This window comes from Brachybacterium ginsengisoli (assembly GCF_002407065.1).
Taxonomy (GTDB): domain Bacteria; phylum Actinomycetota; class Actinomycetes; order Actinomycetales; family Dermabacteraceae; genus Brachybacterium; species Brachybacterium ginsengisoli.
Genome location: NZ_CP023564.1, coordinates 2,260,251 through 2,283,324 on the forward strand (window position 1 = coordinate 2,260,251; position 23,074 = coordinate 2,283,324).

General features: G+C 68.7%; 15 protein-coding genes and 3 rRNA genes. 3 read left to right on the top strand and 15 right to left on the bottom strand.

The features are described 5' to 3' along the window. The first annotated feature begins 12 nt into the window (after positions 1–12). Entirely contained in the window at positions 13–654 is a 642-nt protein-coding gene (locus tag CFK41_RS10065) for a DUF3000 domain-containing protein (RefSeq protein ID WP_096799532.1), read from the top strand. Continuing rightward, complete coding sequence (locus CFK41_RS10070) at positions 651–1,850, top strand: ribonuclease D (RefSeq protein ID WP_096799533.1); 1,200 nt, start codon at positions 651–653, stop codon at positions 1,848–1,850. Before CFK41_RS10065 ends, CFK41_RS10070 begins: the two co-directional genes overlap by 4 nt. Positions 1,851–1,923: 73 nt before the next feature. Here the strand turns inward: CFK41_RS10070 and CFK41_RS10075 are convergent, their stop codons facing one another. The 12 genes from CFK41_RS10075 to CFK41_RS10130 are packed head-to-tail and all read right to left on the bottom strand — an operon-like array spanning position 1,924 to position 15,943. After that, positions 1,924–2,616: an NUDIX domain-containing protein gene (locus CFK41_RS10075; RefSeq protein WP_096799534.1), complete on the bottom strand. Its 693-nt coding sequence runs from the start codon at positions 2,614–2,616 to the stop codon at positions 1,924–1,926. Positions 2,617–2,620: 4 nt separating this feature from the next. After that, positions 2,621–4,438, bottom strand: a complete 1,818-nt coding sequence (locus CFK41_RS10080; RefSeq protein ID WP_096799535.1) for a CTP synthase — start codon at positions 4,436–4,438, stop codon at positions 2,621–2,623. Between the two features lie 11 nt (positions 4,439–4,449). Beyond that, positions 4,450–5,550 carry a glycosyltransferase gene (locus tag CFK41_RS10085; RefSeq protein WP_096799536.1) on the bottom strand — a complete coding sequence of 367 codons (1,101 nt, stop codon included), beginning with the start codon at positions 5,548–5,550 and terminating at the stop codon, positions 4,450–4,452. Continuing rightward, positions 5,547–7,379: a lipid II flippase MurJ gene (locus tag CFK41_RS10090; protein ID WP_096799537.1), complete on the bottom strand. Its 1,833-nt coding sequence runs from the start codon at positions 7,377–7,379 to the stop codon at positions 5,547–5,549. Before CFK41_RS10090 ends, CFK41_RS10085 begins: the two co-directional genes overlap by 4 nt. Beyond that, positions 7,376–8,188 carry a hypothetical protein gene (locus CFK41_RS10095; protein WP_096799538.1) on the bottom strand — a complete coding sequence of 271 codons (813 nt, stop codon included), beginning with the start codon at positions 8,186–8,188 and terminating at the stop codon, positions 7,376–7,378. The genes CFK41_RS10090 and CFK41_RS10095 overlap by 4 nt, the downstream gene beginning before the upstream one ends. Then, positions 8,185–9,237, bottom strand: a complete 1,053-nt coding sequence (locus CFK41_RS10100; RefSeq protein WP_096799539.1) for a copper transporter — start codon at positions 9,235–9,237, stop codon at positions 8,185–8,187. The genes CFK41_RS10095 and CFK41_RS10100 overlap by 4 nt, the downstream gene beginning before the upstream one ends. 15 nt (positions 9,238–9,252) lie before the next feature. Then, positions 9,253–10,428, bottom strand: coding sequence for a putative cytokinetic ring protein SteA (steA, locus tag CFK41_RS10105; protein ID WP_096799540.1), 1,176 nt, complete (start codon positions 10,426–10,428; stop codon positions 9,253–9,255). Beyond that, on the bottom strand, positions 10,425–12,173 hold the full coding sequence (recN, locus tag CFK41_RS10110) for a DNA repair protein RecN (RefSeq protein ID WP_096799541.1): 1,749 nt from the start codon (positions 12,171–12,173) through the stop codon (positions 10,425–10,427). The genes steA and recN overlap by 4 nt, the downstream gene beginning before the upstream one ends. Positions 12,174–12,187: 14 nt before the next feature. Then, entirely contained in the window at positions 12,188–13,132 is a 945-nt protein-coding gene (locus CFK41_RS10115) for an NAD kinase (RefSeq protein WP_096801035.1), read from the bottom strand. A gap of 5 nt (positions 13,133–13,137) precedes the next feature. After that, entirely contained in the window at positions 13,138–13,983 is an 846-nt protein-coding gene (locus CFK41_RS10120) for a TlyA family RNA methyltransferase (protein ID WP_096799542.1), read from the bottom strand. After that, the gene (locus tag CFK41_RS10125) at positions 13,980–14,996 is read right to left on the bottom strand and encodes an HAD-IIA family hydrolase (RefSeq protein WP_096799543.1); all 1,017 of its coding nucleotides are present in this window, start codon (positions 14,994–14,996) and stop codon (positions 13,980–13,982) included. The genes CFK41_RS10120 and CFK41_RS10125 overlap by 4 nt, the downstream gene beginning before the upstream one ends. Further along, positions 14,993–15,943, bottom strand: a complete 951-nt coding sequence (locus tag CFK41_RS10130) for a hypothetical protein (protein ID WP_227873035.1) — start codon at positions 15,941–15,943, stop codon at positions 14,993–14,995. Before CFK41_RS10130 ends, CFK41_RS10125 begins: the two co-directional genes overlap by 4 nt. On the opposite strand from CFK41_RS10130, the gene CFK41_RS17930 reads away from it, so the two are divergent. Beyond that, positions 15,944–17,209: a hypothetical protein gene (locus CFK41_RS17930; RefSeq protein ID WP_169928753.1), complete on the top strand. Its 1,266-nt coding sequence runs from the start codon at positions 15,944–15,946 to the stop codon at positions 17,207–17,209. Positions 17,210–17,617: 408 nt separating this feature from the next. Here the strand turns inward: CFK41_RS17930 and rrf are convergent. The 3 genes from rrf to CFK41_RS10145 form a co-directional block, all read right to left on the bottom strand. Then, positions 17,618–17,734, bottom strand: a 5S ribosomal RNA gene (gene rrf / locus CFK41_RS10135). A 124-nt stretch (positions 17,735–17,858) separates the two neighbouring features. Further along, a 23S ribosomal RNA gene (locus CFK41_RS10140) occupies positions 17,859–20,923 on the bottom strand. A 385-nt stretch (positions 20,924–21,308) separates the two neighbouring features. Next, positions 21,309–22,828: ribosomal RNA gene (locus CFK41_RS10145) — 16S ribosomal RNA — on the bottom strand. The 16S, 23S and 5S rRNA genes sit together here, the layout of an rRNA operon. Positions 22,829–23,074 lie beyond the last annotated feature (246 nt).

Genomic DNA, 23,074 nt, shown 5'->3' on the forward strand with positions numbered 1-23,074 from the left:
TAGCCTCACTGCGTGCCCGTCCATGAAATCCGCTCCGGCGACGACACCTTCCGTGCCGTCATCGACGCCATGACCTCCGCTCCGCAGCGCTCGGAGTTCACCTGGCGCACGATCCCGGCACCCTCCCGGATGGCGCCCTCCACCTGGGCGTGCACGGGCGAGATCCTCGTGCACGAGGACGAGCTGGCCTCCGGCCGCCTGGTCATCCTGCACGACCCCGCCGGTCAGGAGTCCTGGGACGGGACCTATCGCATGGTCGCCCTGGTGCAGGCGCAGCTGGAGCCGGAGTTCGCCGTCGAGGCGATGCTCGGCGACGTCGCCTGGTCCTGGGTGACCGAGTCCCTCGAGCTCCACGACGCGGACTCCCGCGAGCTCGGCTGCACCGCGACGCGCGTCGTCTCCCAGTCCTACGGCGCGCTGGCCTCGCGGCCCTCCACCGTGGACGTCGAGATGCGGGTGTCCTGGACTCCCGAGCCCCCGGCCGACGCCCCCTCCTCCGATCCCGCGATCGACCTGGCCCCGCACTTCGCGGCCTGGACGGCGATGCTCGCCGCCGCCGGGGGTCTGCCTCCCGCGCCGCCGCGCATCGCCCCGATCGCTCCCACCCACCACGCGAGGGCCCCGCGCCCCGAGGAAGCCGGTGACGCCCGGTGACAGATACCCCCGCCGTCACCGATCTCACGGCGCCGCGCGACGGCCTGGTGCCGGTCATCGATCGGATCCAGCCGCTGCTGGCCTGGTGCGAGCGCGCGGCCTCAGCTCCCGAGGAGGCCGTGGCCGTCGATGCCGAGCGCGCCTCGAGCTACCGCTACAGCTCCCGCGCCTACCTGGTGCAGCTGCGCACCGAGGCCGCCGGGACCGCCCTCATCGATCCGCTCGCCTTCACCCTGCCCGGCACGCTGAAGTCCCTGCTCGCGGAGCGCGAGTGGGTGCTGCACGCCGCCGGTCAGGACCTGCCCAGCCTCGCGGAGCTCGACCTGCGCCCCGGCACGCTGTTCGACACCGAGCTCGCCGCCCGGCTGCTGGGGATGGAGCGGGTGGGTCTCGGCGCGGTCGTCGAGGACACCCTCGGCCTGCACCTGGCCAAGGAGCACTCCGCCGCCGACTGGTCGAAGCGCCCCCTGCCAGAGGGGTGGCTGACCTACGCGGCGCTGGATGTCGAGGTCCTGGTCGAGGTCCGCGACGTGCTGCAGGAGCGGCTGCAGGAGGCCGGCAAGGAGGACTGGGCGCTCCAGGAGTTCGAGCACGAGCGCGCCCGCGAGCACGGCCCCACGAGGTCCTCGAGCTGGCGCGGCCTGCACGGCCTGGGCGCGCTGCGCTCGGTCCGCCAGCTCGCCGCGGCGCGCGAGATGTGGACCCGCCGCGACGAGATCGCCGGGAGCCAGGATCTCTCCCCGCACCGCGTGATCAAGGATCGCGACCTGGTGGCCGCCGCGAAGGAGGCTCCGCGGGGCCGTGAGGCGTTCGACCGGGCCCTCCCGTCGAAGCTCCGTCGGAAGGACGTGTGGTGGCAGGCCGCCCGCACCGGCCTGGATCTGCCGCCCGCGCATCTGCCCGAGCGCAACGAACGCTCCTATCCCCCGCCCCACAAGCTCTGGTCGAAGAAGTACCCCGAGGTCGCCGAGCGGTACCAGCTGGTGCGAGCCGCGGCCGGCCAGCGCGCCGAGGACCTCGAGATGCCGCCGGAGAACCTGCTGCAGCCGGCAGTGCTGCGCGAGTGGGTGTGGGAGCACGAGCAGGTCCCGGCGGAGTCCGAGATCGCCGACCAGCTGACCGCGCTCGGCGCCCGCCCCTGGCAGGTCGAGCAGGCCGCGCCGGTCATCCACCGGGCCCTGACCGAACAGGACTGAGCGGACCCCACCGCACGAGGGCCGAGCACGGGATGTCCGTGCTCGGCCCTCGTGCGGTTCTCGGCCCCGGTGGTCAGTCCCGGCCCGGACGCGCCATGAAGGGGGCGTCGGCCGGGCGCAGCTCGTCGACGCCCTGCCCGCGGTCACGCAGCACCTGCAGGGACAGCAGCGCCGAGACAGTGGTGGCGTTCGTGATCCGGCCCTCGAGCACGGCGGTGACCGCATCGGCGAACGGCACCCAGCGCTCGACCAGCTCGGCCTCCTCGTCGGTGCGCTCGAACTCCGCCTCGTCGACCTGGACCCCGGTGGCGAGGTAGACGCGGATGACCTCGTCGTTGCCACCCGGACTGGGCCGCAGGTCGACGAGCGTCCGCAGCCCCGTGGGCTCGTAGCCGGTCTCCTCGGAGAGCTCGCGGGCGGCGGCGACGTGCGGCGCCTCCCCGTCGAGATCGAGAAGGCCCGCCGGGATCTCCCACAGCGCATGGCCCACGGGATGGCGGTACTGCCGGATCATCAGCACCCGATCGGCGTCGTCGACGGCCAGGACCGCCACGGCACCGGTGTGCCGGACGTACTCGCGGTCGAAGCGGACGCCCTCGGCGAAGTCGACGGTGTCCCGCACCAGATCGAAGATCATGCCCTCGTGGACCTGCGCTCGCTCGACGACGGGTCGGAGGTCCGGCTCGTCCCGCAGCGGCAGAACCGCCTCTGCGGAGGGCACGGTGCCGGTGTGATCATCCGTGCCGGTGTGATCGTCCGTGTTCATGGGATCAGTCCTGGTCCGGTGTCTCGTCGGTGGACGCCGTCGCGGCGTCGAGCACCGAGTCCTCGCGGGGGGCCGGGTCGACCTCCAGCAGGCGGGTCGCCTTCTGCAGCTCGATGGCCGCGCCGATCAGACCGGCGAACAGAGGATGCGCCCGGGTGGGGCGGGACTTCAGCTCCGGGTGGGCCTGGGTGCCGATGTAGTACGGATGCACCTCGGGGTCGAGCTCCACGAACTCCACCAGGGAATGGCCGTCCTCGAGGGTCGAGGTGCCCGAGATGAGCAGACCCGCCTTCTCGAGGCGGTCGCGGTAGGCGTTGGCGACCTCGTAGCGGTGGCGGTGGCGCTCGGCGACCTCGGTGGTGCCGTAGGTGCGGGCCGCGAGCGAGTCCTCCACCAGCGTGTGCTGGTAGGAGCCCAGACGCATCGTGCCGCCCAGGTCTCCCTGGCCGGACAGGATGTCCTCCTGCTCGGCCATGGTGGCCACCACGGGGTGCTCGGTGTCGGGATCGAACTCGGTCGAGTGCGCGGTGGGCAGGCCCAGCTCGTGACGGGCGTACTCGATCACCATCGACTGCATGCCCAGGCACAGCCCGAGCGCGGGCAGGCCGTGGGTGCGGGCATGGTGCAGCGCACCGACCTTGCCGTCCACGCCACGCACACCGAAGCCTCCGGGCACGACGATCCCGTCGACGTCCCTGAGCTGCTCGGCGGCGCCCTCGGGGGTCGCGCAGCGATCGGACTCGATCCAGCGCAGCGACACCTTCGCGCGGTGGTGGAAGCCGCCGGCGCGCAGCGCCTCGGTCACGGAGAGGTATGCATCGGGCAGGTCCACGTACTTGCCCACCAGGGCGACGGTGACCTCGTAGGCGGGATCGTGCACCCGGTGCAGCAGGTCCTCCCACTGCGTCCAGTCCACGTCGTGGCTGAGGAGGTTCAGACGGCGGATGACGTAGGCGTCGAGCCCCTCGCCGTGCAGCACGAGCGGGATCTCATAGATCGAAGGGGCGTCGGCGCAGGTGACGACAGCGTCGAGGTCGACGTCGCACATCGCCGAGATCTTGGCCTTGACCGAGCTGGGCAGCTCGCGGTCCGCGCGCAGCACGATCGCGTCGGGCTGGATGCCGATGGAGCGCAGCGCGGCGACGGAGTGCTGGGTGGGCTTGGTCTTCAGCTCCTGGGAGGGGCCGATGAAGGGCACCAGCGAGACGTGCACGAAGAACACGTTCTCGCGGCCGAGATCCTGGCGCACCTGGCGCGCGGCCTCGATGAACGGCTGGGACTCGATGTCGCCGACGGTCCCGCCGATCTCGGTGATGATGACGTCCGCGCCGGACTCCGCCTGCGAGCGCATCGAGGCCTTGATGGCGTCGGTGATGTGCGGGATGACCTGGACCGTGTCGCCGAGATACTCGCCGCGCCGCTCCTTGGCGATCACCGTGGAGTACACCTGTCCGGTGGTGACGTTGGCGTTGGCGGTGAGGTCCTCGTCGAGGAAGCGCTCGTAGTGGCCGATGTCCAGATCGGTCTCGGCGCCGTCGTCGGTCACGAAGACCTCGCCGTGCTGGAACGGGTTCATGGTGCCCGGGTCCACGTTGAGGTAGGGATCGAGCTTCTGCATCGTCACGGCGAGCCCGCGGCTGCGGAGCAGCATGCCGAGCGAGGAGGCGGTGAGTCCCTTGCCGAGGCTGGAGACCACGCCACCGGTGACGAAGATGTGCTTGGTGACTCCCGGGTTCCGGAAGGGCTTCGCCGTGGTGGCCGCCCCGATCCTGGGAAGGGTGCCGGTGCCTGACTGGGGTGCGTTCGCGCTGGTATCTGCCACGGACTGTCAAGCTACCAGTCACGAGGGCTCGACGCGAGCACCTCCTCGAGCTGGGTGAGCAGATCCTCAGGGGTGGGCAGGTCCTGGGCACGCAGGAGGGACGCGGCCTCGGCCTCCCGGCGTGTCGCGGGATCCCGCATCGAGGAGATCGCGGCGGCGAGCCCCGCGGGGTCGCCGACGGGGACCAGGACGGCCGCGTCCCCGGTGACCCAGCGGGTCCCGCCGGCGTCGGTCGCGACGATCGCACGGCCCGCCCGCAGGGCCTCCTGGAGGGAGACCGGCTGCCCTTCCCAACGGGCGGCCGAGACCACGAGGTCGACCTCCGCGAGCAGGGCGGGGATGTCCTCGCGGCGCCCGAGCAGCTCCACCGGGAGGTGCTCGGCGCGGATCCTCGCGGCGAGGTCCGCGTGCAGCGGGCCGTCCCCGGCGATGCGGAACCGCACGGGGTCGGCGTCGCGGAGCAGGGCGGCGGCATCCAGCAGGTCGTCCAGGCCCTTCTGCGGCGCCAGACGGGCGATGACGAGGATCGCGAGACCCTCGGGATCCCGTTCCGCTTCTCCGGCGGCCGCGAGCCGTGCCGTCGTGGCATCGGCGCTGGGCGGGCCGCTCGCGACAGCCGTGGCCCTCTCCGCTGCGGGAGGAGCCTCGGGGGCGGGGATGAGGGCGTGGCGCACATCGCGGGCCCCTGCCCGGCGCGCGGAGTCGGCGAGGTCTGGCGAGACGGCGAGCACGATGTCGGCGCCGCGGGCGAGGATCCTCAGCAGCGCGGCGCCGACGGCCCGCGTCGGCCGGGATCCGACGGTGCGGTTGTGCAGGGTGACCACCAGGCGGTGGCCCGGGCGTCCCCGCCGCGAGGACGGACCGACGGCGAAGGCGCTGAGAGCGCCGGCGCGCAGCCCGTGGGCATGGAGCGTGGTCGCGTCGGTGGACCGCCGGAGCACCTCACGGAGGGCGCGCACCGTGCGCAGGTCCACCGCGGGGCGGGGGCGCTCGCGGATCCTCACCGGTGCCTCGCCGACGGCATGCCCCGCCGCTCGGAGCAGGGCCAGCTCCTGGTCGACGTGCGCGGCGAGGCCGCCGCTCGCCGCCGGTCGCACCAGCAGGATCCTCATGACCTGTCGCTCGGCGATCCGTGTCGGCCCGCGCGGAGGCGCTGCACGACCCGACGGGTCGCCTCCGGGTCCGCGGCGGCCATCACCGTGCCTGCCAGGACCGCGGCGACCAGCCCGCTGAGGATGCCGACCAGCACGGTCATCACCTCCCCGGTCTCCGTGGTCACCAGCTGCCGGCCGAGCAGCAGGCCCGGCACGCCGCCGCCGAGGACGGCGAGGGGCACCACGATCGCGGTGCGGCGCACCTGGGCGAGATGGCCGCCGTGCTCGAGCACGTCGGCGATCCGCGCCAGTCCCATCAGACCCGAGAGCGCCATGCCGCACGCCACCGACAACCCGAAGACGGTCGCGGCCTCCGCGGCGGAGCGCTGCGGGCTGGGCAGGACCAGCGCGAGCATCACGGCCCCCGCGATCAGCCACCCGATGGAGCCGACCAGGAGGGCGTCGCGGGCCCGCAGCGCGGCGGAGAGGATCCGGGTGCACTGGGTCGCGACGGCGAAGCCCACCAGTCCCAGGGCGAGGCCGCCGGTGGTCGCGCCGACGCCCGCCGCCCCGGCGCGGTCGATCAGGCGGAAGAACTGCTCGAGCGCGGGACCGGCGGCCAGCAGCATCGCGGCGCCGACCACCGAGACCGCCATCACCGTGCGGATCGAGGCCGCGGCGACCTTCGCGAAGCCGGCCCGGTCGCCGACCAGCCGCAGCTCCGAGAGGTGCGGGAAGACGGAGGTCACCAGCGGCACCACGAGAACCGCATAGGGCAGCAGGTACAGGGCCTGCCCGTACTGGAACACCGGGAGGGTGCCGACCCCGCCGGCCCGCATCGCCAGCAGCAGCACCAGGGCGAGGACCAGCTGCTGGGCGCCGACGGCGCCGAGGCCCGCCCCGCCCAGGGCGAGGGCGCGACGTCCGAAGCCGGGCGGCATCCTCAGGGACGGCCGCAGGCGGAGGCCCGAGCGCAGGGCCACCACGACGACGGGGACCGCCATGGTGGCGACCCCGGCGGTGGTCCCCCATCCGAGCCACCAGATCGCCCCCTGCCCGATCGTCGTCGAGGTCGCGACCGCCGGCACCAGATGGGCGTAGACGCGATAGGAGACCATCACCGTCACCGAGGACAGCAGCGGCATCATCGCGGGCCAGAAGAAGTGCTTGCGGGCCTGGAGGTAGGCCCCGAGGACCACGGAGATCCCGTACAGCGGGAGCTGCACGGCGAAGATCCTCAGCAGTGTCGTCCCCAGGGCCACCCCGGCCTCCCCCGGGGCCTCCGCCGCCAGCAGGAGCTGGGCGAGCGGGCCGGCGAGCAGGATCACGACCAGGGCCAGGGCACCGGTGCCCAGGAGCGTCCAGGTCAGCAGGGTGGAGACGATGCGGTCGGTGAGAGCGGCGCCGTCCGCGGGAGGGGTGTCCGCTGCGGCAGAGCTCTCGGCGGTCCCGGTGCGCGCGCCCGCCCGCTCCGGTCCGCGAGAAGGGTCGACGGCGGCCGACGGGGCGGCGCCCGCCGGTCGCGGCGTGTCATCGGCGACAGGTCGCGCCGTCCGCTCCGCGGCGAGCTGATCCGCGGACCCTCCCTCCGGGACGAGCCCCGCGATGAGCGGGACCACGACGGCGGCGAGCACGCCACCGGCGGCGACCTCGAACAGGACGTTGGGCAGCAGGTTCGCGGTCGCGTAGGCGGTGCCCACGTCCCCCGCGCCGACGCTCGCCCCGAAGACGAGGTAGCGGAGGAACCCGAGGATGCGGGCGAAGACGGTGACCACGAGGATCACACCGGCGCCGCGCAGCACGGAGCGGGTGATGCCGCCGCGTCGGCCCGGGGCGCTCACGCTCATCGAGGCGCCTCCTCATCCGAGGCGTCCGCCGACGGCGGGGCAGGGACCGGAAGCCGTCCCAGACGGTCCAGAGTCCGCAGCGGCGCGGTGCGATCGATGACGGCGCTGAAGCTGACCCGCTCGCTCGCCAGGGTGAGCGCGACGACGACGCCCAGCAGCGACAGCCGGGCCGGCGCGGGCAGGCTCCGGGTCATGGCGCTCCCGAGGGCGGCTCCGAGGACGTTCGCGCCGGCGTCGCCCAGCATCCCGAGCTCCCGCAGGTCCGCGGGAAGCGCGAGCGCTCCGGGCACGGCGGCGGCGAGCGCGAGACGGCGGCCGCTCATGGCCCGCGCGCCCTCCGCAGGGAGCAGGGACAGCAGCAGCGCCCCCGGCAGGACGGCCTTCAGGGCCCGGCCGGGACGCAGATCCAGGAGGTTGGCGAGGTTCGCGCAGCCTGCGACCAGGGCGGCATCGGCCGCGGCCATCGCCCCGCCGCGGGGCGCCGGCGCCATGAGGATCCCGCCGAGCGCGACCAGCGGGATGCCGAGGGCCTTGGCGGCACCGGTGGTCAGGTGTCCGGAGCGCAGCGCGCCGAGATGGCCGCGCAGCCCCTTGGAGACGGGCCGGCCCGCACGGCGCAGCCGCGGCTCGAGCAGGTCGTCGGCGAGGCCGAGCGCCCCGATGCCCGCCAGGACGCCGCCGTCGGCCCGTCGGCCGGCGAGGCCCGCCAGGGCGGAGACGCCCACGACGACCAGAGTCCCCTCGGCGAGGCTCAACTCGCGCCCGGCGAAGTTGGTGCGTCGCAGCTCATCGCGCAGGGCGCCGATCATCCCTCTCCCCCGCCGTCGGACGAAGCCGGCGGGGCGTCGCCGCCCTGGTCCGTCGCCTCTCCCTGGATCCCCTGCGTCTCCGGCAGGTTCGGCAGACGTTCCTCGGCGTCGCTGGTCGTGCCGTAGGAGCCGGTGCCGCCGCGGGTCTGCTCGACGAGCGCGAGCACCGACAGCAGCGGTCCGTCGGGCTCCTGCAGACGGTCGGTGGTGGAGAGGGCGTCGAAGGCCCGGTCCCCGCGCACCGTGCGGAGGATCCCGGTGGACGCATCGTTGCCGGGAGTCGTGGCGGAGACGACGGCGGGCAGTCCGGTCTGCCCGAGCACGGTCAGCAGATGCGTCTGGGAGGCGAGCAGCGCCTGGGCGCGCTCGGCGGCGACGGTCTCGTCCTCGTTCTCGTCGGTGAGCGCCGCCGGATCGGCCCCGGCGTAGATCACGGCGTCGGCGCGGCCGGGAGGCGTGCCGTCGACGACCACCATCTGGTGGTCGAGGAGCACCTGCCACAGCTGGGTGCGCAGCTCGGCGGGGAGATCGTCCCCGCCCCGCAGCAGCGCAGGGATCAGCCCCGAGAGCTGCGCGGAGTCGGTCAGCTCCGCATCCGGGTCGTCGGTGAGCACCGCCGGGGCGATGCTCCGGATCTCCTCGACGGTCGCCGCACGCTCCTGCCCGGCGTCGGGCTCCCACATCGCGGGCTGGAGGCTGATCTTCATCGGCGAGGCGACCCCGGCATCGTTCAGGAGCGACTCCATCCGCTCGACGACCGGACCGGTGGAGCTGTCGTCGGTGATCACCGCGACCTGCTTCCCGGAGAGGGTGCCCCGGACGAGCTCCGGGCCGATCTCCGAGACGAAGGTCGCCAGTTGATCGTTCTTGGTGGTGAGCTCCTCGGACTCGGAGCGCAGGCGCTCCTGCTCGGTGCGCAGCTGCTCGACCTGTCCGGCGAGCTGGTCGCCGAGGTTCTCGCGCAGCGGACCGGCGCCGAGGACGATGCCCACGGCCAGCGCCAGGAACACGGAGATCAGCGAGACGAGGTGATAGCGGAAGTCGATCACGGGGTCGGGTTCCTCCTACGCCCCGGTGGCCCGGGGAGAGAACAGCATGGTGAACCAGGACAGGATCCCGTCCAGGCGGGCGCCGAGGATCTGCACCAGCGCCTGCCCGCCGGGAGTCGCCCAGAGGGCGACGGCGAGCGCGGCGAGACCCGCCAGTGCGAGCAGCACCAGCTGGAAGGTCGAGATCCTCTGACGGTACAGGCGGGAGACGCCCTTGGCGTCGACGAGCTTGGAGCCGATCCTCAGCCGGGTGAGGAAGGTGGAGCTCATGCCGGCGCGGCCCTTGTCGAGGAACTCCTCGAGGGTGCCGTGGGTTCCGACGGCGACGATCACCGAGGCGCCCTTCTCGTCGGCGAGCAGCATGGCGATGTCCTCGCTGGTGCCGGAGGCGGGGAAGGAGATCGCGTCCTCGTCCAGCCCCAGCTCGGCCAGGCGCTCCATGCCCGGGGCGCGGCCGTCGCGATAGGCGTGCACCACGAGCTCGGAGCCGCCGCGCAGGGCGCGGTCGGAGACGGAGTCCATGTCTCCGATGATCATGTCGGGGTGGAAGCCCGCCTCGATCACCGCGTCCGCCCCGCCGTCGACGCCGATGATGATCGGACGGTTCTCACGCAGGAAGGGCTTCAGCGTCGCGAGGTCCTCCTTGTAGTGGTACCCCCGCACCACGATCAGCACCGAGCGCCCGTCCATGCGGGTGCGCACGTCCGGCGCGCCGATGCCGTCCAGCAGCAGGTCCCGCTCGCGGAGCATGTACTCCATGGTGTTCTCCGCGAACAGCTCGAGCTGCTCGGACAGACCTTCTCGCGCGATCTCGAGGGACGCGGTGACCGTAGCGTCGTCCTGCCGGATGCCGCTCGCGATCACCTCACCGTCCAGCAGCACCTCTCCCCCGCGCACGGTGATCGACTGTCCGTCGCGGACGTCCTCGAAGACCGAGGCGCCGAGCGCGTCGATCAGCACGATGCCCGCGTCGATCAGGATCCGCGGTCCGGCGTTGGGATAGCGGCCCGAGGTGGACGCCGAGACGTTCAGGACCGCGGCCGGCTCCCGCTCGAGGAGCGCCTCGGCGGCGACCCGGTCGATGTCCTCGTGGTCGATGATCGCGATGTCACCGGGCTGCAGGCGCTTGGTGAGGTCCTTGGTGCGCTTGCCGAGCCGGGCCGTGCCCTCGAGGGCGATGTCGGGGCTCATGCACTCCCCGACCGATCCGCACCCATGCCGGTGACCACGGCGCGGGCCTCGTCCAGCAGCTCCTCGGCGTGCGCGAGGGCGACATCGGAGGCGTCGTCGCCGGCGAGCATCCTCGCGAGCTCCCGGATCCGGGCGGGCCGGTCGAGGGTCTCGACGGTGGAGCTGGTGGTGCCCTCATGGGAGGACTTCACGATCTGCAGATGGGTGCTCGCATGGGCGGCGACCTGGGGCAGGTGGGTGACCACGATGACCTGTGCGTGGCGCGCCAGGCGTGCCAGGCGCTGCCCCACGGCGAGGGCGGCGCGGCCGCCGATGCCCGCATCGATCTCGTCGAAGACGAACACCGGGGCGGCGGAGCGATCCTGCCGGGAGGAGGACAGGGCGACCTCGAGGGCGAGCATGACGCGGGAGAGCTCACCGCCGGAGGCCGCCTGGCCCACCGGCAGGTGATCGGCCCCGGGGTGGGGTGCGAGCAGGATCGCGACCGCGTCCCGGCCGTGGGAGCGGTGGCTCTGCGCGGTGACGTCGACCCGGATGTCCGCATCGGGCATCTCGAGGTGGCGCAGCTCCTCCTGGACGGCCTCGGAGAGCGCGGCCGCGGCGGCGGTGCGGGCGTCGGTGAGGGCTTCGGCGGCGCCGACGAGCTCCTCCTCGAGCCGGGCGAGCCGCTCGGCGGCCTCGGTGCGCTCGTCGGCCGCGCCTTCGAAGCGATCCAGGTCGACCGCTGCGGTGCGGGAGGTGGCGAGCAGCGTGGTGATGTCCTCGGCAGGCCCGTCGGGACCGGGCAGCAGGGCTCCCAGGTCGCGCACCAGCAGGGTCAGCTCGTGCAGGCGCTCGTTGGCCTCCTCGATCCGGCCCGGAGAGCCGTCGATGTCCTCCGCGTAGCGGGAGATCTCCGCGGCGAGGTCGGACAGCTCGATGCGGACGGAGTCGAGGCGGTCCACCAGCGGTGCGAGCGTGGGATCGGTGCGCGCCGCCCGGCCCAGGGACTCGGCGGCGATGGCCAGCAGCGGCGCGGCGGCAGGGCCGTCGTCGTCCCCGACGAGCGCCAGCGCGGCCTGGCCGGCGGCGCCACGCAGCTCCTCGGCGTTGCCGAGGCGCTCGATCTCGGCGCGCAGGGAGGCGTCCTCGTCCTCCTGGGGATCGGCCTGCTCGAGCCGTTCGAGGGCGTCCTGCAGAGCGCTCCCGCGGCGATCCCGCTCGGCGAGCAGGGCATCGAGCTCGGTGAGCCGCTCCGAGAGGGCGCTGCGCTCCCGCCAGATCTCGCGGTGCCGGGTGAGCAGCGGGCCGATCTCGTCGACCGCGAAGCGATCCAGCGCCTCGCGCTGGGCGTCGGGGTCGCGCAGGCGCTGCTGGTCGGACTGGCCGTGCACGGTGACCGCGGTCCCGACCAGGCGGGAGAGGGTGCCGATCGGGACCGGGACGCCGCCGATCTGCGCCCGGGAGCGGCCGTCGCGGGTGACGCGGCGGACCACCAGGACCTCGCCGTCGTCCTCGTCCGCGCCGAGCTCGTCGAGCGCCTCGGCGAGCTCGGTGTGGCCGGTCAGCGAGAGGGTGCCGTCGACGGTGCTGGAGTCACGGGTGCGCCCGCGGTCGAGCCGACCGCCCAGGAGCATGGTCAGACCGGTGACGATCATCGTCTTGCCGGCGCCGGTCTCGCCCGTCAGTGCGGTGAAGCCGGGGCCGAAGTCGAGCATCGCATCGTCGATCACGCCGATGTGGCGGATGCGGAGGGTGGACAGCATGGGTCCCTTCCTGCTCAGCGGGTGCGGGGGCCGCGCCCCCGCCAGCCCACGACGGGCAGCTGGAACTTCTCGACCAGCCGGTCCGCGAAGGGGGTCGGTGCCAGGCGGGCCAGTCGCACGGACTGTGCGGACAGCCGGGCCTCGATGCGCATCCCGGCGGTGATCTCCGTGCTGCGACGCCCGTCGAGGATCAGGATGCCGCTGTCGCGGTTGTCGAGGGTCATCTCGATGGCCGCCTCGGAGGAGCGTCCGAGCACCAGGGGCCGGGCGAACAGCGCATGGGCGGCGAGCGGGATCAGCATCATCGCGTCGACCTCGGGCCAGATCACCGGTCCCCCGGCGCTGAAGGCGTAGGCGGTCGATCCGGTGGGGGTGGACAGCAGGACCCCGTCGGCGCCGAAGGAGGAGACCGGTCGGCCGTCGATCTCGATGGCGACGTTGATCATCTTCTTGCGGTCGGCCTTCTCGAGGGAGGCCTCGTTGAGCGCCCAGTGCTGGGCGACCGGCTCGTCCTCGTGGTCGAGCACGGTGATCTCGAGCGTCGACCGCTCCTCGACCTCGTAGTCGCCGTCCAGCAGGCGCGAGACCGTGATCGAGAGGTCCTCGACCTCGCTCTCGGCGAGGAAGCCCACGTGGCCGAGGTTCACGCCGTGGACGGGGACGTCGGCCTCCCGCACCGCCTCGAGAGCGCGCAGGATGGTGCCGTCGCCGCCGAGCACGATGCCGAGCTCGACGAGGTCGGCGGCGGAGACCGCGTCGAGGACGTCGACGCCTCCGTTGGTGAGGAAGGTGAGCAGGCGCGGCGGGGCGGTGCCCTCGGGAAGGTCGAGGATCTCGTCGACCTGATGGTCGACCACGACCCCGCGCACGTTCCGACGCCGCAGCTCCTCGAGGACGCTGAGCATCGCCTGCAGAGCCGCCTGCCGACCGGTGTGCACGTACAGGAGGAATCGTCGCATGGTGGTCATCCCTCCTCGGTGGTGTGCTGGTCACGGCGGTGCCGCGGGCCGTCCCCGCGCACGGCCGCCTCGATCATGTCACAGGCCTCCGCATCCAGTGCGGAGGTCCGGCCGTGGGGCCGCAGATGGAGGAAATACTCTCGATTCCCGTCCTGACCCGGCAGGGAGCTCGGGCCCACCGCAGCGGTGAGGAGTCCCGCCTCCGCGGCCGTCTCCGCCACGGCGCGCACGGCGCCGACCCGAGCCCGCGCGTCGGTGACCACACCGGACTTCGGCAGGGCCGTGCGCCCCACCTCGAACTGGGGCTTGACCATGATCAGGAGCTCGCCGTCGGCGCGGACCACTCCGGCCAGGGCTGCCACGACGGTGCGCAGGGAGATGAAGGAGAGGTCCGCGACCAGCAGGTCCACCTCGGTGCCCAGCAGCTCGGGGGTGAGGTCGCGCACGCTGGTGCCGTCGCGGACGGTGACCCGCGGGTCCTCGCGCACGTGCTCCGCGAGCTGGTCGTGGCCGATGTCCACGGCGATCACCGCGGCGGCGCCCCGGCGCAGCAGGACGTCGCTGAATCCTCCGGTGGAGGCACCGGCGTCCAGGCACAGCCGGCCGGTCGGATCGATGCCGAGCTCGTCGAGCGCACCGGCGAGCTTGTGGGCGGCCCGGGAGGCGAACTCGATACCGTCCGGCACGTCGACCACCTCGAGCAGGGCATCGGGGGCGACCGGCGCCGACGGCTTCGCGACAGCGCGGCCGTCGACGCGGGCGCGGCCCTCGTCGATGATGCGTCGGGCGTGGCTGCGGGACCGGGCGAGGCCGGCGGCGAGCAGCGCGACGTCGAGCCGGTCGACGGTCACCGCGCGGCGGAGGAGGCCACGGCGACGCGCTCGTCCCGCAGCTGCCCGGTCCAGGCGCTCTCCGCGCTGTGCACGCGCAGCAGGGCCAGAGCGGCGCGCAGCACGCGCGGATCGTCCGGCTCGCCGTTGACGACGATGTCGCCCTCGGTCCAGGTGGCGCTCACCGCGCCGCAGCGGGACCGGTCGCCGTCGACGACGGGCAGCGGGAACGGCGCGGCGATCTCGGCGAGGTCCGGGAGGATGTAGGTGGGCCGACGGACCGGCTCGGCGCGCAGCGCCGCCTCGGTGTCATCCACGCCGGTGAGCACGAGCAGGGAGTCCATCCCTGCGCGCACGGCACCCTCGATGTCGGTGTCGAGCCGGTCGCCGATGATCAGCGGACGGCGTGCCGAGTGCTCGCGCGCCGCGACCTCGAACATGCCGGGCTCCGGCTTGCCGGCCACAGCCGGCTCGACCCCGGTGGCGTGGCGCAGGGCAGCGACCATCGAACCGTTGCCGGGGGCCAGGCCGCGCTCGGTGGGCAGCGTGGCGTCCACGTTGGTCGCCATCCAGAGGGCACCGTGACGGATCGCGTACGCGCCCTCGGCCAGCTGCTTCCAGCCGAGGTCCGGGGTCCAGCCCTGGACGACGGCGACGACGTCCTCGGAGTCGACGTCCACGGGGGCCAGGCCGACCTCCTGGATCTGGGCGGCGAGACTCGGCCCGCCGACGACGAGCACCTTCGCCCCGGGGTCGAGACGGTCAGCCAGCAGCCGGGAGGCGACCTGCGGGGAGGTCACGAACTCCTCGGCCTGTGCCTCGATGCCGACGACGGCGAGATGGTCCGCGGCCTGCTGCGGAGTGCGGGAGGCGTTGTTCGTCGCGAACACGACGGCCCGTCCAGCCTTCCGAGCCGTCTCGACGGCCTCGGCCGCATGCGGGATCGGCTGGGAGCCGTGCATCAGCGTGCCGTCGAGGTCGAAGAGCAGCGCGTCGTGGAGGTCCAGGAGGGACATGTCCTGCTGGCGCTTCATGCGGACTCCCCACCCTGCTTCTCGGCAGACTCCTGGTCGAGCGGAGTCTCGTCGGCAGGGTGGACGTCTGCGGGCTGGTCGTCGGCAGGCTGGTCGTCGGCAGGCTGCTCGTCAGCGATGTCCTCGTCAGCATGCTGCTCGCCGGCGATGTCCTCGTCGGCAGGATCCTCGTCCACGGGCTCCTCATCGGCAGACTGCTCATCCGCCAGAACCTCGACGACGGTCTCCTCGAGCGTGCCGGCGCCAGCCGCTTCGTCCTGCTCGCCGACCACGGACTCAGCGTCATCAACGTCATCAACGTCATCAGCGTCATCAGCGTCATCAGCGTCAGGATCGTAGGCGTCCAGCACCGAGACCTGCTCGTCATCGGCCCAGGTCGGCTCCTCCGCCGGAGCGGGGGCAGGCCGGCCCAGACGCTCAGCGGCGTCGGTCAGGCCCTCGGTGTCGGCGTCGGCGGCAAGGGTGATCCACCGCTTCGCCTCCTCCTGACGCTCGGCGCGCTCAAGCAGATCGGCATAGGCGACCCACAGGCGCACCTGCCAGCGACCGTCGACCTTGTGGCGCAGCGCCGGGATCTCGAGCGTCCGCAGCGCGGTGCCGATGTCGCCGGTATCCGCGTAGGCGCCGGCGACGACGATCATCAGCTCGATGGCCGCATCGACGCCGAGGGAGGACGCATCCTCCGACGCCGCGATGTCGAGCGCCCGCTCGGGCCGCCCCAGTCCGCGCTCCGAGTCGGCGATCATCGGGAGCACGTCGGTGCGCCCCGTGATGCGGAGCGACGTGCGCAGCTCGCGGGACGCCGTCCGGAAGTCACCGGAACGGTAGGCGAGGATGCCGTACGTCTCGCGCACCGCACCGACGCGCCCGCCGAGCCTCGCGGCGAAGCGTGCATGCGCTAGGGCGACCTCGTTGTCCGAGTCCTCGAGGAGGTGCGCCGCGACCATATGGCGCGCAACCCTCTCGGCGGTCTCCTTGCTCAGGCCGAACAGCTCGGAACGGATCTCCTTGTCGAGCTCACGACCGGTGATGCTCGCCGGGATGTGCGGCTCGATGGGTCGATCGGCACGAGCTTCCTGACCGGGCCGGTTCTCACGCCGATCATCACGGACAGCACGGTCATCACGACGAGGACGATCGTCACGGCGGTAGCCGGACTGGCCCTGACGGTCATCACGCCGCGGGCGGTCCTGGTACGGACGGTCATCACGACGGGGACGGTCCTGAGAGGAACGGTCGTCCCGGCGATAGCTGGACTGGCCCTGACGATCATCACGACGGGGGCGATCCTGATACGGACGGTCATCACGACGGTAGCCGGTCTGGCCCTGGCGGTCATCACGACGAGGCCCGTCCTGGGACGAACGGTCATCACGGCGATAGCCGGACGGCCCCTGACGATCATCACGACGCGGACGCCCCTGGAACGAACGATCATCGCGACGCGATCCGGACTGACCCGGCCGCTCGTCACGGCGGTCGCGGCCCTGGTAAGGACGGTCATCGCGGCGGTAGCCGGACTGGCCCTGGCGATCGTCCCGACGCGGACGATCCTGGTACGGGCGGTCATCACGACGCGGTCCGGACTGCCCAGCACGATCGTCACGACGCGGACGATCCTGAGACGGACGGTCATCGCGACGAGGGCGATCCTTGGACCAGGGCCGGTCGTCGCGGCGCGAGCGGTCCTCCTGGCGGGGGTGGTCCTGGCGATCGCTGCTCGGACGACCATCACGCGAACGATCGTCCCGGCGGTCGCGGTTCTGCCACGGACGGTCGTCGCGCTGCGCGCGACGGTCCGGACGAGAACCATCGGGTCGACCATCAGCGCGCTCACCCCGAGGACGGGACGCATCCCGACCCCCGGCGTAGCCCTGGGAGCCGTCCTGACGCGGAGGACGCTGCGACCACGAGCTGCCTCGGTCATCTCGACGCGCGCCGCCGGTGCGCGGAGCACCGCCGCGCGATCGATCGGAGCGACCGCCGCGGGAGTTCCTGTCGTCCCAGCCTCCGCCGGAACGCGATCCTCCTCGCGGACCATCGGACGACGTGCGCGGAGGCCGCGTCGTGGGTCGGTCGTCTCGCCGCTGCCAGTTCCGGCTCTTGTCGCCGTGGCTGCGGTCGTCGTTGCTGTTGCTGTCCTCAGCCACTGTGGACCGTCCGTCTCTTCGTGTCGTGTACTCGCCCTATGTTGTTATCGCCTGAAAGCCTAAGCGATCCACGACCACGGACCATCGAGTAACAGCCCTGTCCGTGACTGCTTTCACCAGGCCGCCGCAGCCCGATCCGAGCTGATCGTCGCCGGCCGACGCCCGACCGACCGTGGGCACGACGACCACTGCGCAGGCCCCTGCGCCCCGTCGCATCCGAGCAGCCAGGACGGTGCGCCGCTTCGGCCGAGGCGCTACGAGAAAAGGTCCGGAGCCTCGAGCGGAATGTCGACCGGCGACGATCAGGACGCAGTCCGGTCAGAGCCAGCTCCTCCATCATCTCGCGTGCGGGCACTTCGCTGCAGCTCCGTGGACCGGTCCCCAATCCTGATTCTGGGCGCAAAAAAAGGGAGTGGAGGAGGCGAACACCCAGACAAGGGGTTCAAGCACTCCTCCACTCCCAGTGAAGATGTCCGGCGGCGACCTACTCTCCCACACCCTCCCGAGTGCAGTACCATCGGCGCAATCGAGCTTAGCTTCCGGGTTCGGAATGGAACCGGGCGTTTCCTCGACGCTATGACCGCCGTAACACGATGAGACAACCATCCCTCACACCCCACACCCTCACAGGCCTGGAACGTCAGGGGTTGTTTCCCGAGAACCGCACAGTGGACGCAAACACACACAGCAAACAATCAACACAAAGAAATGTTGTTGTAAGTCATCGGCCATTAGTACCAGTCAGCTCCACACATTGCTGTGCTTCCACATCTGGCCTATCAACCCAGTCATCTACTGGGGGCCTCACGCACCCGAAGGTGCACGGATATCTCATCTCGAAGCAGGCTTCCCGCTTAGATGCTTTCAGCGGTTATCCCTTCCCGACGTAGCCAACCAGCCATGCCCTTGGCAGAACAACTGGCACACCAGAGGTCAGTCCATCCCGGTCCTCTCGTACTAGGGACAGGACTTCTCAAATATCCAACGCGCGCAGCGGATAGGGACCGAACTGTCTCACGACGTTCTAAACCCAGCTCGCGTACCGCTTTAATGGGCGAACAGCCCAACCCTTGGGACCAACTCCAGCCCCAGGATGCGACGAGCCGACATCGAGGTGCCAAACCATGCCGTCGATATGAGCTCTTGGGCAAGATCAGCCTGTTATCCCCGGGGTACCTTTTATCCGTTGAGCGACACCCATTCCACAATGAGGTGCCGGATCACTAGTTCCTGCTTTCGCACCTGCCCGACATGTCTGTCTCGCAGTCAAGCTCCCTTGTGCACTTACACTCAACACCTGATTGCCAACCAGGCTGAGGGAACCTTTGAGCGCCTCCGTTACTCTTTAGGAGGCAACCGCCCCAGTTAAACTACCCATCAGACACTGTCCCTGATCCGGATCACGGACCGAGGTTAGGAATCCAGAACGACCAGAGTGGTATTTCAACAATGACTCCACACTCACTGGCGTGAATGCTTCCCAGTCTCCCACCTATCCTACACAAGCCGTCCCGAACACCAATATCAAACTATAGTAAAGGTCCCGGGGTCTTTCCGTCCTGCTGCGCGTAACGAGCATCTTTACTCGTAATGCAATTTCGCCGAGTTCGCGGTTGAGACAGTGGAGAAGTCGTTACGCCATTCGTGCAGGTCGGAACTTACCCGACAAGGAATTTCGCTACCTTAGGATGGTTATAGTTACCACCGCCGTTTACTGGGGCTTAAATTCTCAGCTTCGAACTCCGAAGAGCTCTAACCGGTCCTCTTAACCTTCCAGCACCGGGCAGGCGTCAGTCCGTATACAGCGTCTTACGACTTCGCACGGACCTGTGTTTTTAGTAAACAGTCGCTTCTCCCTGGTCTCTGCGGCCCTCAGAGCTCTCACTCCTTGGGCCCCCTTCTCCCGAAGTTACGGGGCATTTTGCCGAGTTCCTTAACCACGATTCTCTCGAACGCCTTGGTATTCTCTACCTGATCACCTGAGTCGGTTTAGGGTACGGGCGACCGTATTCGTCACGCCGGAACTTTTCTTGGCAGTACAGGATCACTCACCTACGCCCATACGGGATCCCCATCACGTCTGACCCTTGATGACCCCAGCATTACCCGGGGTCGGGCTGCACGCTTAGACGGACTATTCCATTAAGTCCGCGGAAGCTACCTCTCTGCGTCATCCCACGCGCTGACCTACTACAACCTTGGTTCCCAGCCTCACCACTCTCCACACCCCGAAGGGCATGGGAACAGCTCGGGTGGTTAGCATCGACTGCCTCGGTATGGGTCCTCCTACGATCGGTTCGGGAATATCAACCCGATGTCCATCGACTACGCCTGTCGGCCTCGCCTTAGGTCCCGACTAACCCAGGGCGGATAAACCTGGCCCTGGAACCCTTGATCAATCGGCGGACGGGTTTCTCACCCGTCTTTCGCTACTCATGCCTGCATTCTCACTCGTGCAGCCTCCACCACTGGGTTCCCCCGCGGCTTCGCTGGCTGCACGACGCTCCCCTACCCATCCCGGAAAAATCCGAAATGACACAGCTTCGGCGGTGTGCTTGAGCCCCGCTAAATTGTCGGCGCAGAATCACTTGACCAGTGAGCTATTACGCACTCTTTCAAGGGTGGCTGCTTCTAAGCCAACCTCCTGGTTGTCTCAGCAACTCCACATCCTTTTCCACTTAGCACACGCTTAGGGGCCTTAGCTGATGTTCTGGGCTGTTTCCCTCTCGACCATGAAGCTTATCCCCCACAGTCTCACTGCTGCGCTCTCACGTACCGGCATTCGGAGTTTGGCTAAGGTCAGTAACCCGGTGGGGCCCATCGCCTATCCAGTGCTCTACCTCCGGCACGAAACACGCAACGCTGCACCTAAATGCATTTCGGGGAGAACCAGCTATCACGAAGTTTGATTGGCCTTTCACCCCTATCCACAGGTCATCCCCTCCATTTTCAACTGAAGTGGGTTCGCGCCTCCACGCGGTCTTACCCGCGCTTCACACTGCCCATGGATAGATCACTTCGCTTCGGGTCTAGAGCCGGCGACTGAACGCCCCGTTCAGACTCGCTTTCGCTACGGCTACCCCACACGGGTTAACCTCGCCACCGACCACTAACTCGCAGGCTCATTCTTCAAAAGGCACGCCGTCACCCCTAAAGGCTCCGACGGATTGTAAGCGCACGGTTTCAGGTACTATTTCACTCCCCTCCCGGGGTGCTTTTCACCTTTCCCTCACGGTACTTGTCCGCTATCGGTCAAGAGGTAGTATTCAGGCTTACCAGGTGGTCCTGGCAGATTCACACCGGATTTCACGGGCCCGGTGCTACTCGGGAACAGCGTCACGCCATGCATTGGTTTCGTCTACGGGGGTCACACCCTCTACGCCGTCGCACTCAACACGACTTCGACTACCACTACACGTACACGTCGATGAGCCGGCAGACCCATCAGACACGTCCCACAACCCCCAACCTGCAACCCCTGCCGGGTATCACACAGACCAGGTTTAGCCTCTTCCGCTTTCGCTCGCCACTACTCACGGAATCACTGTTGTTTTCTCTTCCTGCGGGTACTGAGATGTTTCACTTCCCCGCGTTCCCTCCACACCGCCTATACATTCAGCGGCGGGTACCACGACATGACTCGTGGTGGGTTTCCCCATTCGGACATCCTCGGATCACAGTTTGGTTGTCAACTCCCCGAGGCTTAACGCAGACTCCCACGTCCTTCGTCGGCTCCTCTTGCCAAGGCATCCACCGTGCGCCCTTTAAAACTTACGGCAACACAAAGACTCTTTGCGCTTAAAAATTGCTTACAAGATGCTCGCGTCCACTATGCAGTTCTCAAAAAACAACCCCACACCAACACCACCCCGCATTCGCAGCAGTGACATCAGGGAGGAACAGCCACACACCCCACAACCCCCACCAGACTCCGAAAAGCCCGACAAGGATCATGAAGCCGCGTGCAGCCTCACAACCCAATAGCGTGTCTCCACCTCAAACCCCTCCAGCAATCCGTGTTCCAGACCATTCCGAAGAACAGCCGTACTGACGAACAACGCCGAGAAGCGAAGTGCCCATTCATTGATGTTCCACCCTTGAGCAACCACCCCCACCACACTCGGGCAGGCAGATGGCCACCATAATTGGTGATGCTCCTTAGAAAGGAGGTGATCCAGCCGCACCTTCCGGTACGGCTACCTTGTTACGACTTAGTCCCAATCACCGATCCCACCTTAGACAGCTCCCTCACGAGGATGGGCCACTGGCTTCGGGTGTTACCGACTTTCGTGACTTGACGGGCGGTGTGTACAAGGCCCGGGAACGTATTCACCGCAGCGTTGCTGATCTGCGATTACTAGCGACTCCGACTTCATGGGGTCGAGTTGCAGACCCCAATCCGAACTGAGGCCGGCTTTTTGGGATTCGCTCCACCTCACAGTTTCGCAACCCATTGTACCGACCATTGTAGCATGCTTGAAGCCCAAGACATAAGGGGCATGATGATTTGACGTCGTCCCCACCTTCCTCCGAGTTGACCCCGGCAGTCTCCTATGAGTCCCCACCATGACGTGCTGGCAACATAGAACAAGGGTTGCGCTCGTTGCGGGACTTAACCCAACATCTCACGACACGAGCTGACGACAACCATGCACCACCTGTGCACCAGTCCGAAGAAAACTCCATCTCTGGAGTCGTCCGGTGCATGTCAAGCCTTGGTAAGGTTCTTCGCGTTGCATCGAATTAATCAGCATGCTCCGCCGCTTGTGCGGGCCCCCGTCAATTCCTTTGAGTTTTAGCCTTGCGGCCGTACTCCCCAGGCGGGGCACTTAATGCGTTAGCTACGACGCGGAAAACGTGGAATGTCCCCCACATCTAGTGCCCAACGTTTACGGCATGGACTACCAGGGTATCTAATCCTGTTCGCTACCCATGCTTTCGCTCCTCAGTGTCAGTAATGGCCCAGAGACCTGCCTTCGCCATCGGTGTTCTTCCTGATATCTGCGCATTTCACCGCTACACCAGGAGTTCCAGTCTCCCCTACCACACTCTAGCCTGCCCGTACCCACCGCACGCCCGAGGTTGAGCCTCGGGTTTTCACGGCAGACGCGACAAGCCACCTACGAGCTCTTTACGCCCAATAATTCCGGACAACGCTTGCGCCCTACGTATTACCGCGGCTGCTGGCACGTAGTTAGCCGGCGCTTCTTCTGCAGGTACCGTCACTTTCGCTTCTTCCCTACTGAAAGGGGTTTACAACCCGAAGGCCGTCATCCCCCACGCGGCGTCGCTGCATCAGGCTTTCGCCCATTGTGCAATATTCCCCACTGCTGCCTCCCGTAGGAGTCTGGGCCGTGTCTCAGTCCCAGTGTGGCCGGTCGCCCTCTCAGGCCGGCTACCCGTCATCGCCTTGGTGAGCCATTACCTCACCAACAAACTGATAGGCCGCGAGTCCATCCTTCACCGATAAATCTTTCCAACCCCCGCCATGCGGAAGGAGCTCATATCCGGTATTAGCCACGATTTCCCGAGGTTATCCCGAAGTGAAGGGCAGGTTACTCACGTGTTACTCACCCGTTCGCCACTAATCAGGTGATGCAAGCACCACCGTCATCGTTCGACTTGCATGTGTTAAGCACGCCGCCAGCGTTCGTCCTGAGCCAGGATCAAACTCTCCATGAAAAAACATGAAAAACAATATCCTGACAAAATAAACAAACAACCAGCAAATTAAACTGCTGTATCATCCGTATAATATTGCCATTCAAACTAAATGGCATCAATAAACAGACACGCTATTGAGATATCAAGCAACACGCGCACTCAATGCTCCGTACCCTTTCGGGCCTTCGCTCTGAGGCAACTCCGCTAACTTACGCGGCCCAGTTCTCCGAGTCAAATCGGTGCGGTGTGATCCGCGCCGCGATC

Bases quoted from the DNA above. Each gene is read 5' to 3' on its own strand.
- CFK41_RS10075 (WP_096799534.1), bottom strand. From the start codon at position 2,616: ATGAACACGGACGATCACACCGGCACGGATGATCACACCGGCACCGTG.
- CFK41_RS10085 (WP_096799536.1), bottom strand. From the start codon at position 5,550: ATGAGGATCCTGCTGGTGCGACCGGCGGCGAGCGGCGGCCTCGCCGCG.
- CFK41_RS10090 (WP_096799537.1), bottom strand. From the start codon at position 7,379: ATGAGCGTGAGCGCCCCGGGCCGACGCGGCGGCATCACCCGCTCCGTG.
- CFK41_RS10095 (WP_096799538.1), bottom strand. From the start codon at position 8,188: ATGATCGGCGCCCTGCGCGATGAGCTGCGACGCACCAACTTCGCCGGG.
- steA (WP_096799540.1), bottom strand. From the start codon at position 10,428: ATGAGCCCCGACATCGCCCTCGAGGGCACGGCCCGGCTCGGCAAGCGC.
- recN (WP_096799541.1), bottom strand. From the start codon at position 12,173: ATGCTGTCCACCCTCCGCATCCGCCACATCGGCGTGATCGACGATGCG.
- CFK41_RS10115 (WP_096801035.1), bottom strand. From the start codon at position 13,132: ATGCGACGATTCCTCCTGTACGTGCACACCGGTCGGCAGGCGGCTCTG.
- CFK41_RS10125 (WP_096799543.1), bottom strand. From the start codon at position 14,996: ATGAAGCGCCAGCAGGACATGTCCCTCCTGGACCTCCACGACGCGCTG.
- CFK41_RS10130 (WP_227873035.1), bottom strand. From the start codon at position 15,943: ATGGTCGCGGCGCACCTCCTCGAGGACTCGGACAACGAGGTCGCCCTA.
- CFK41_RS17930 (WP_169928753.1), top strand. From the start codon at position 15,944: ATGGCGCGCAACCCTCTCGGCGGTCTCCTTGCTCAGGCCGAACAGCTC.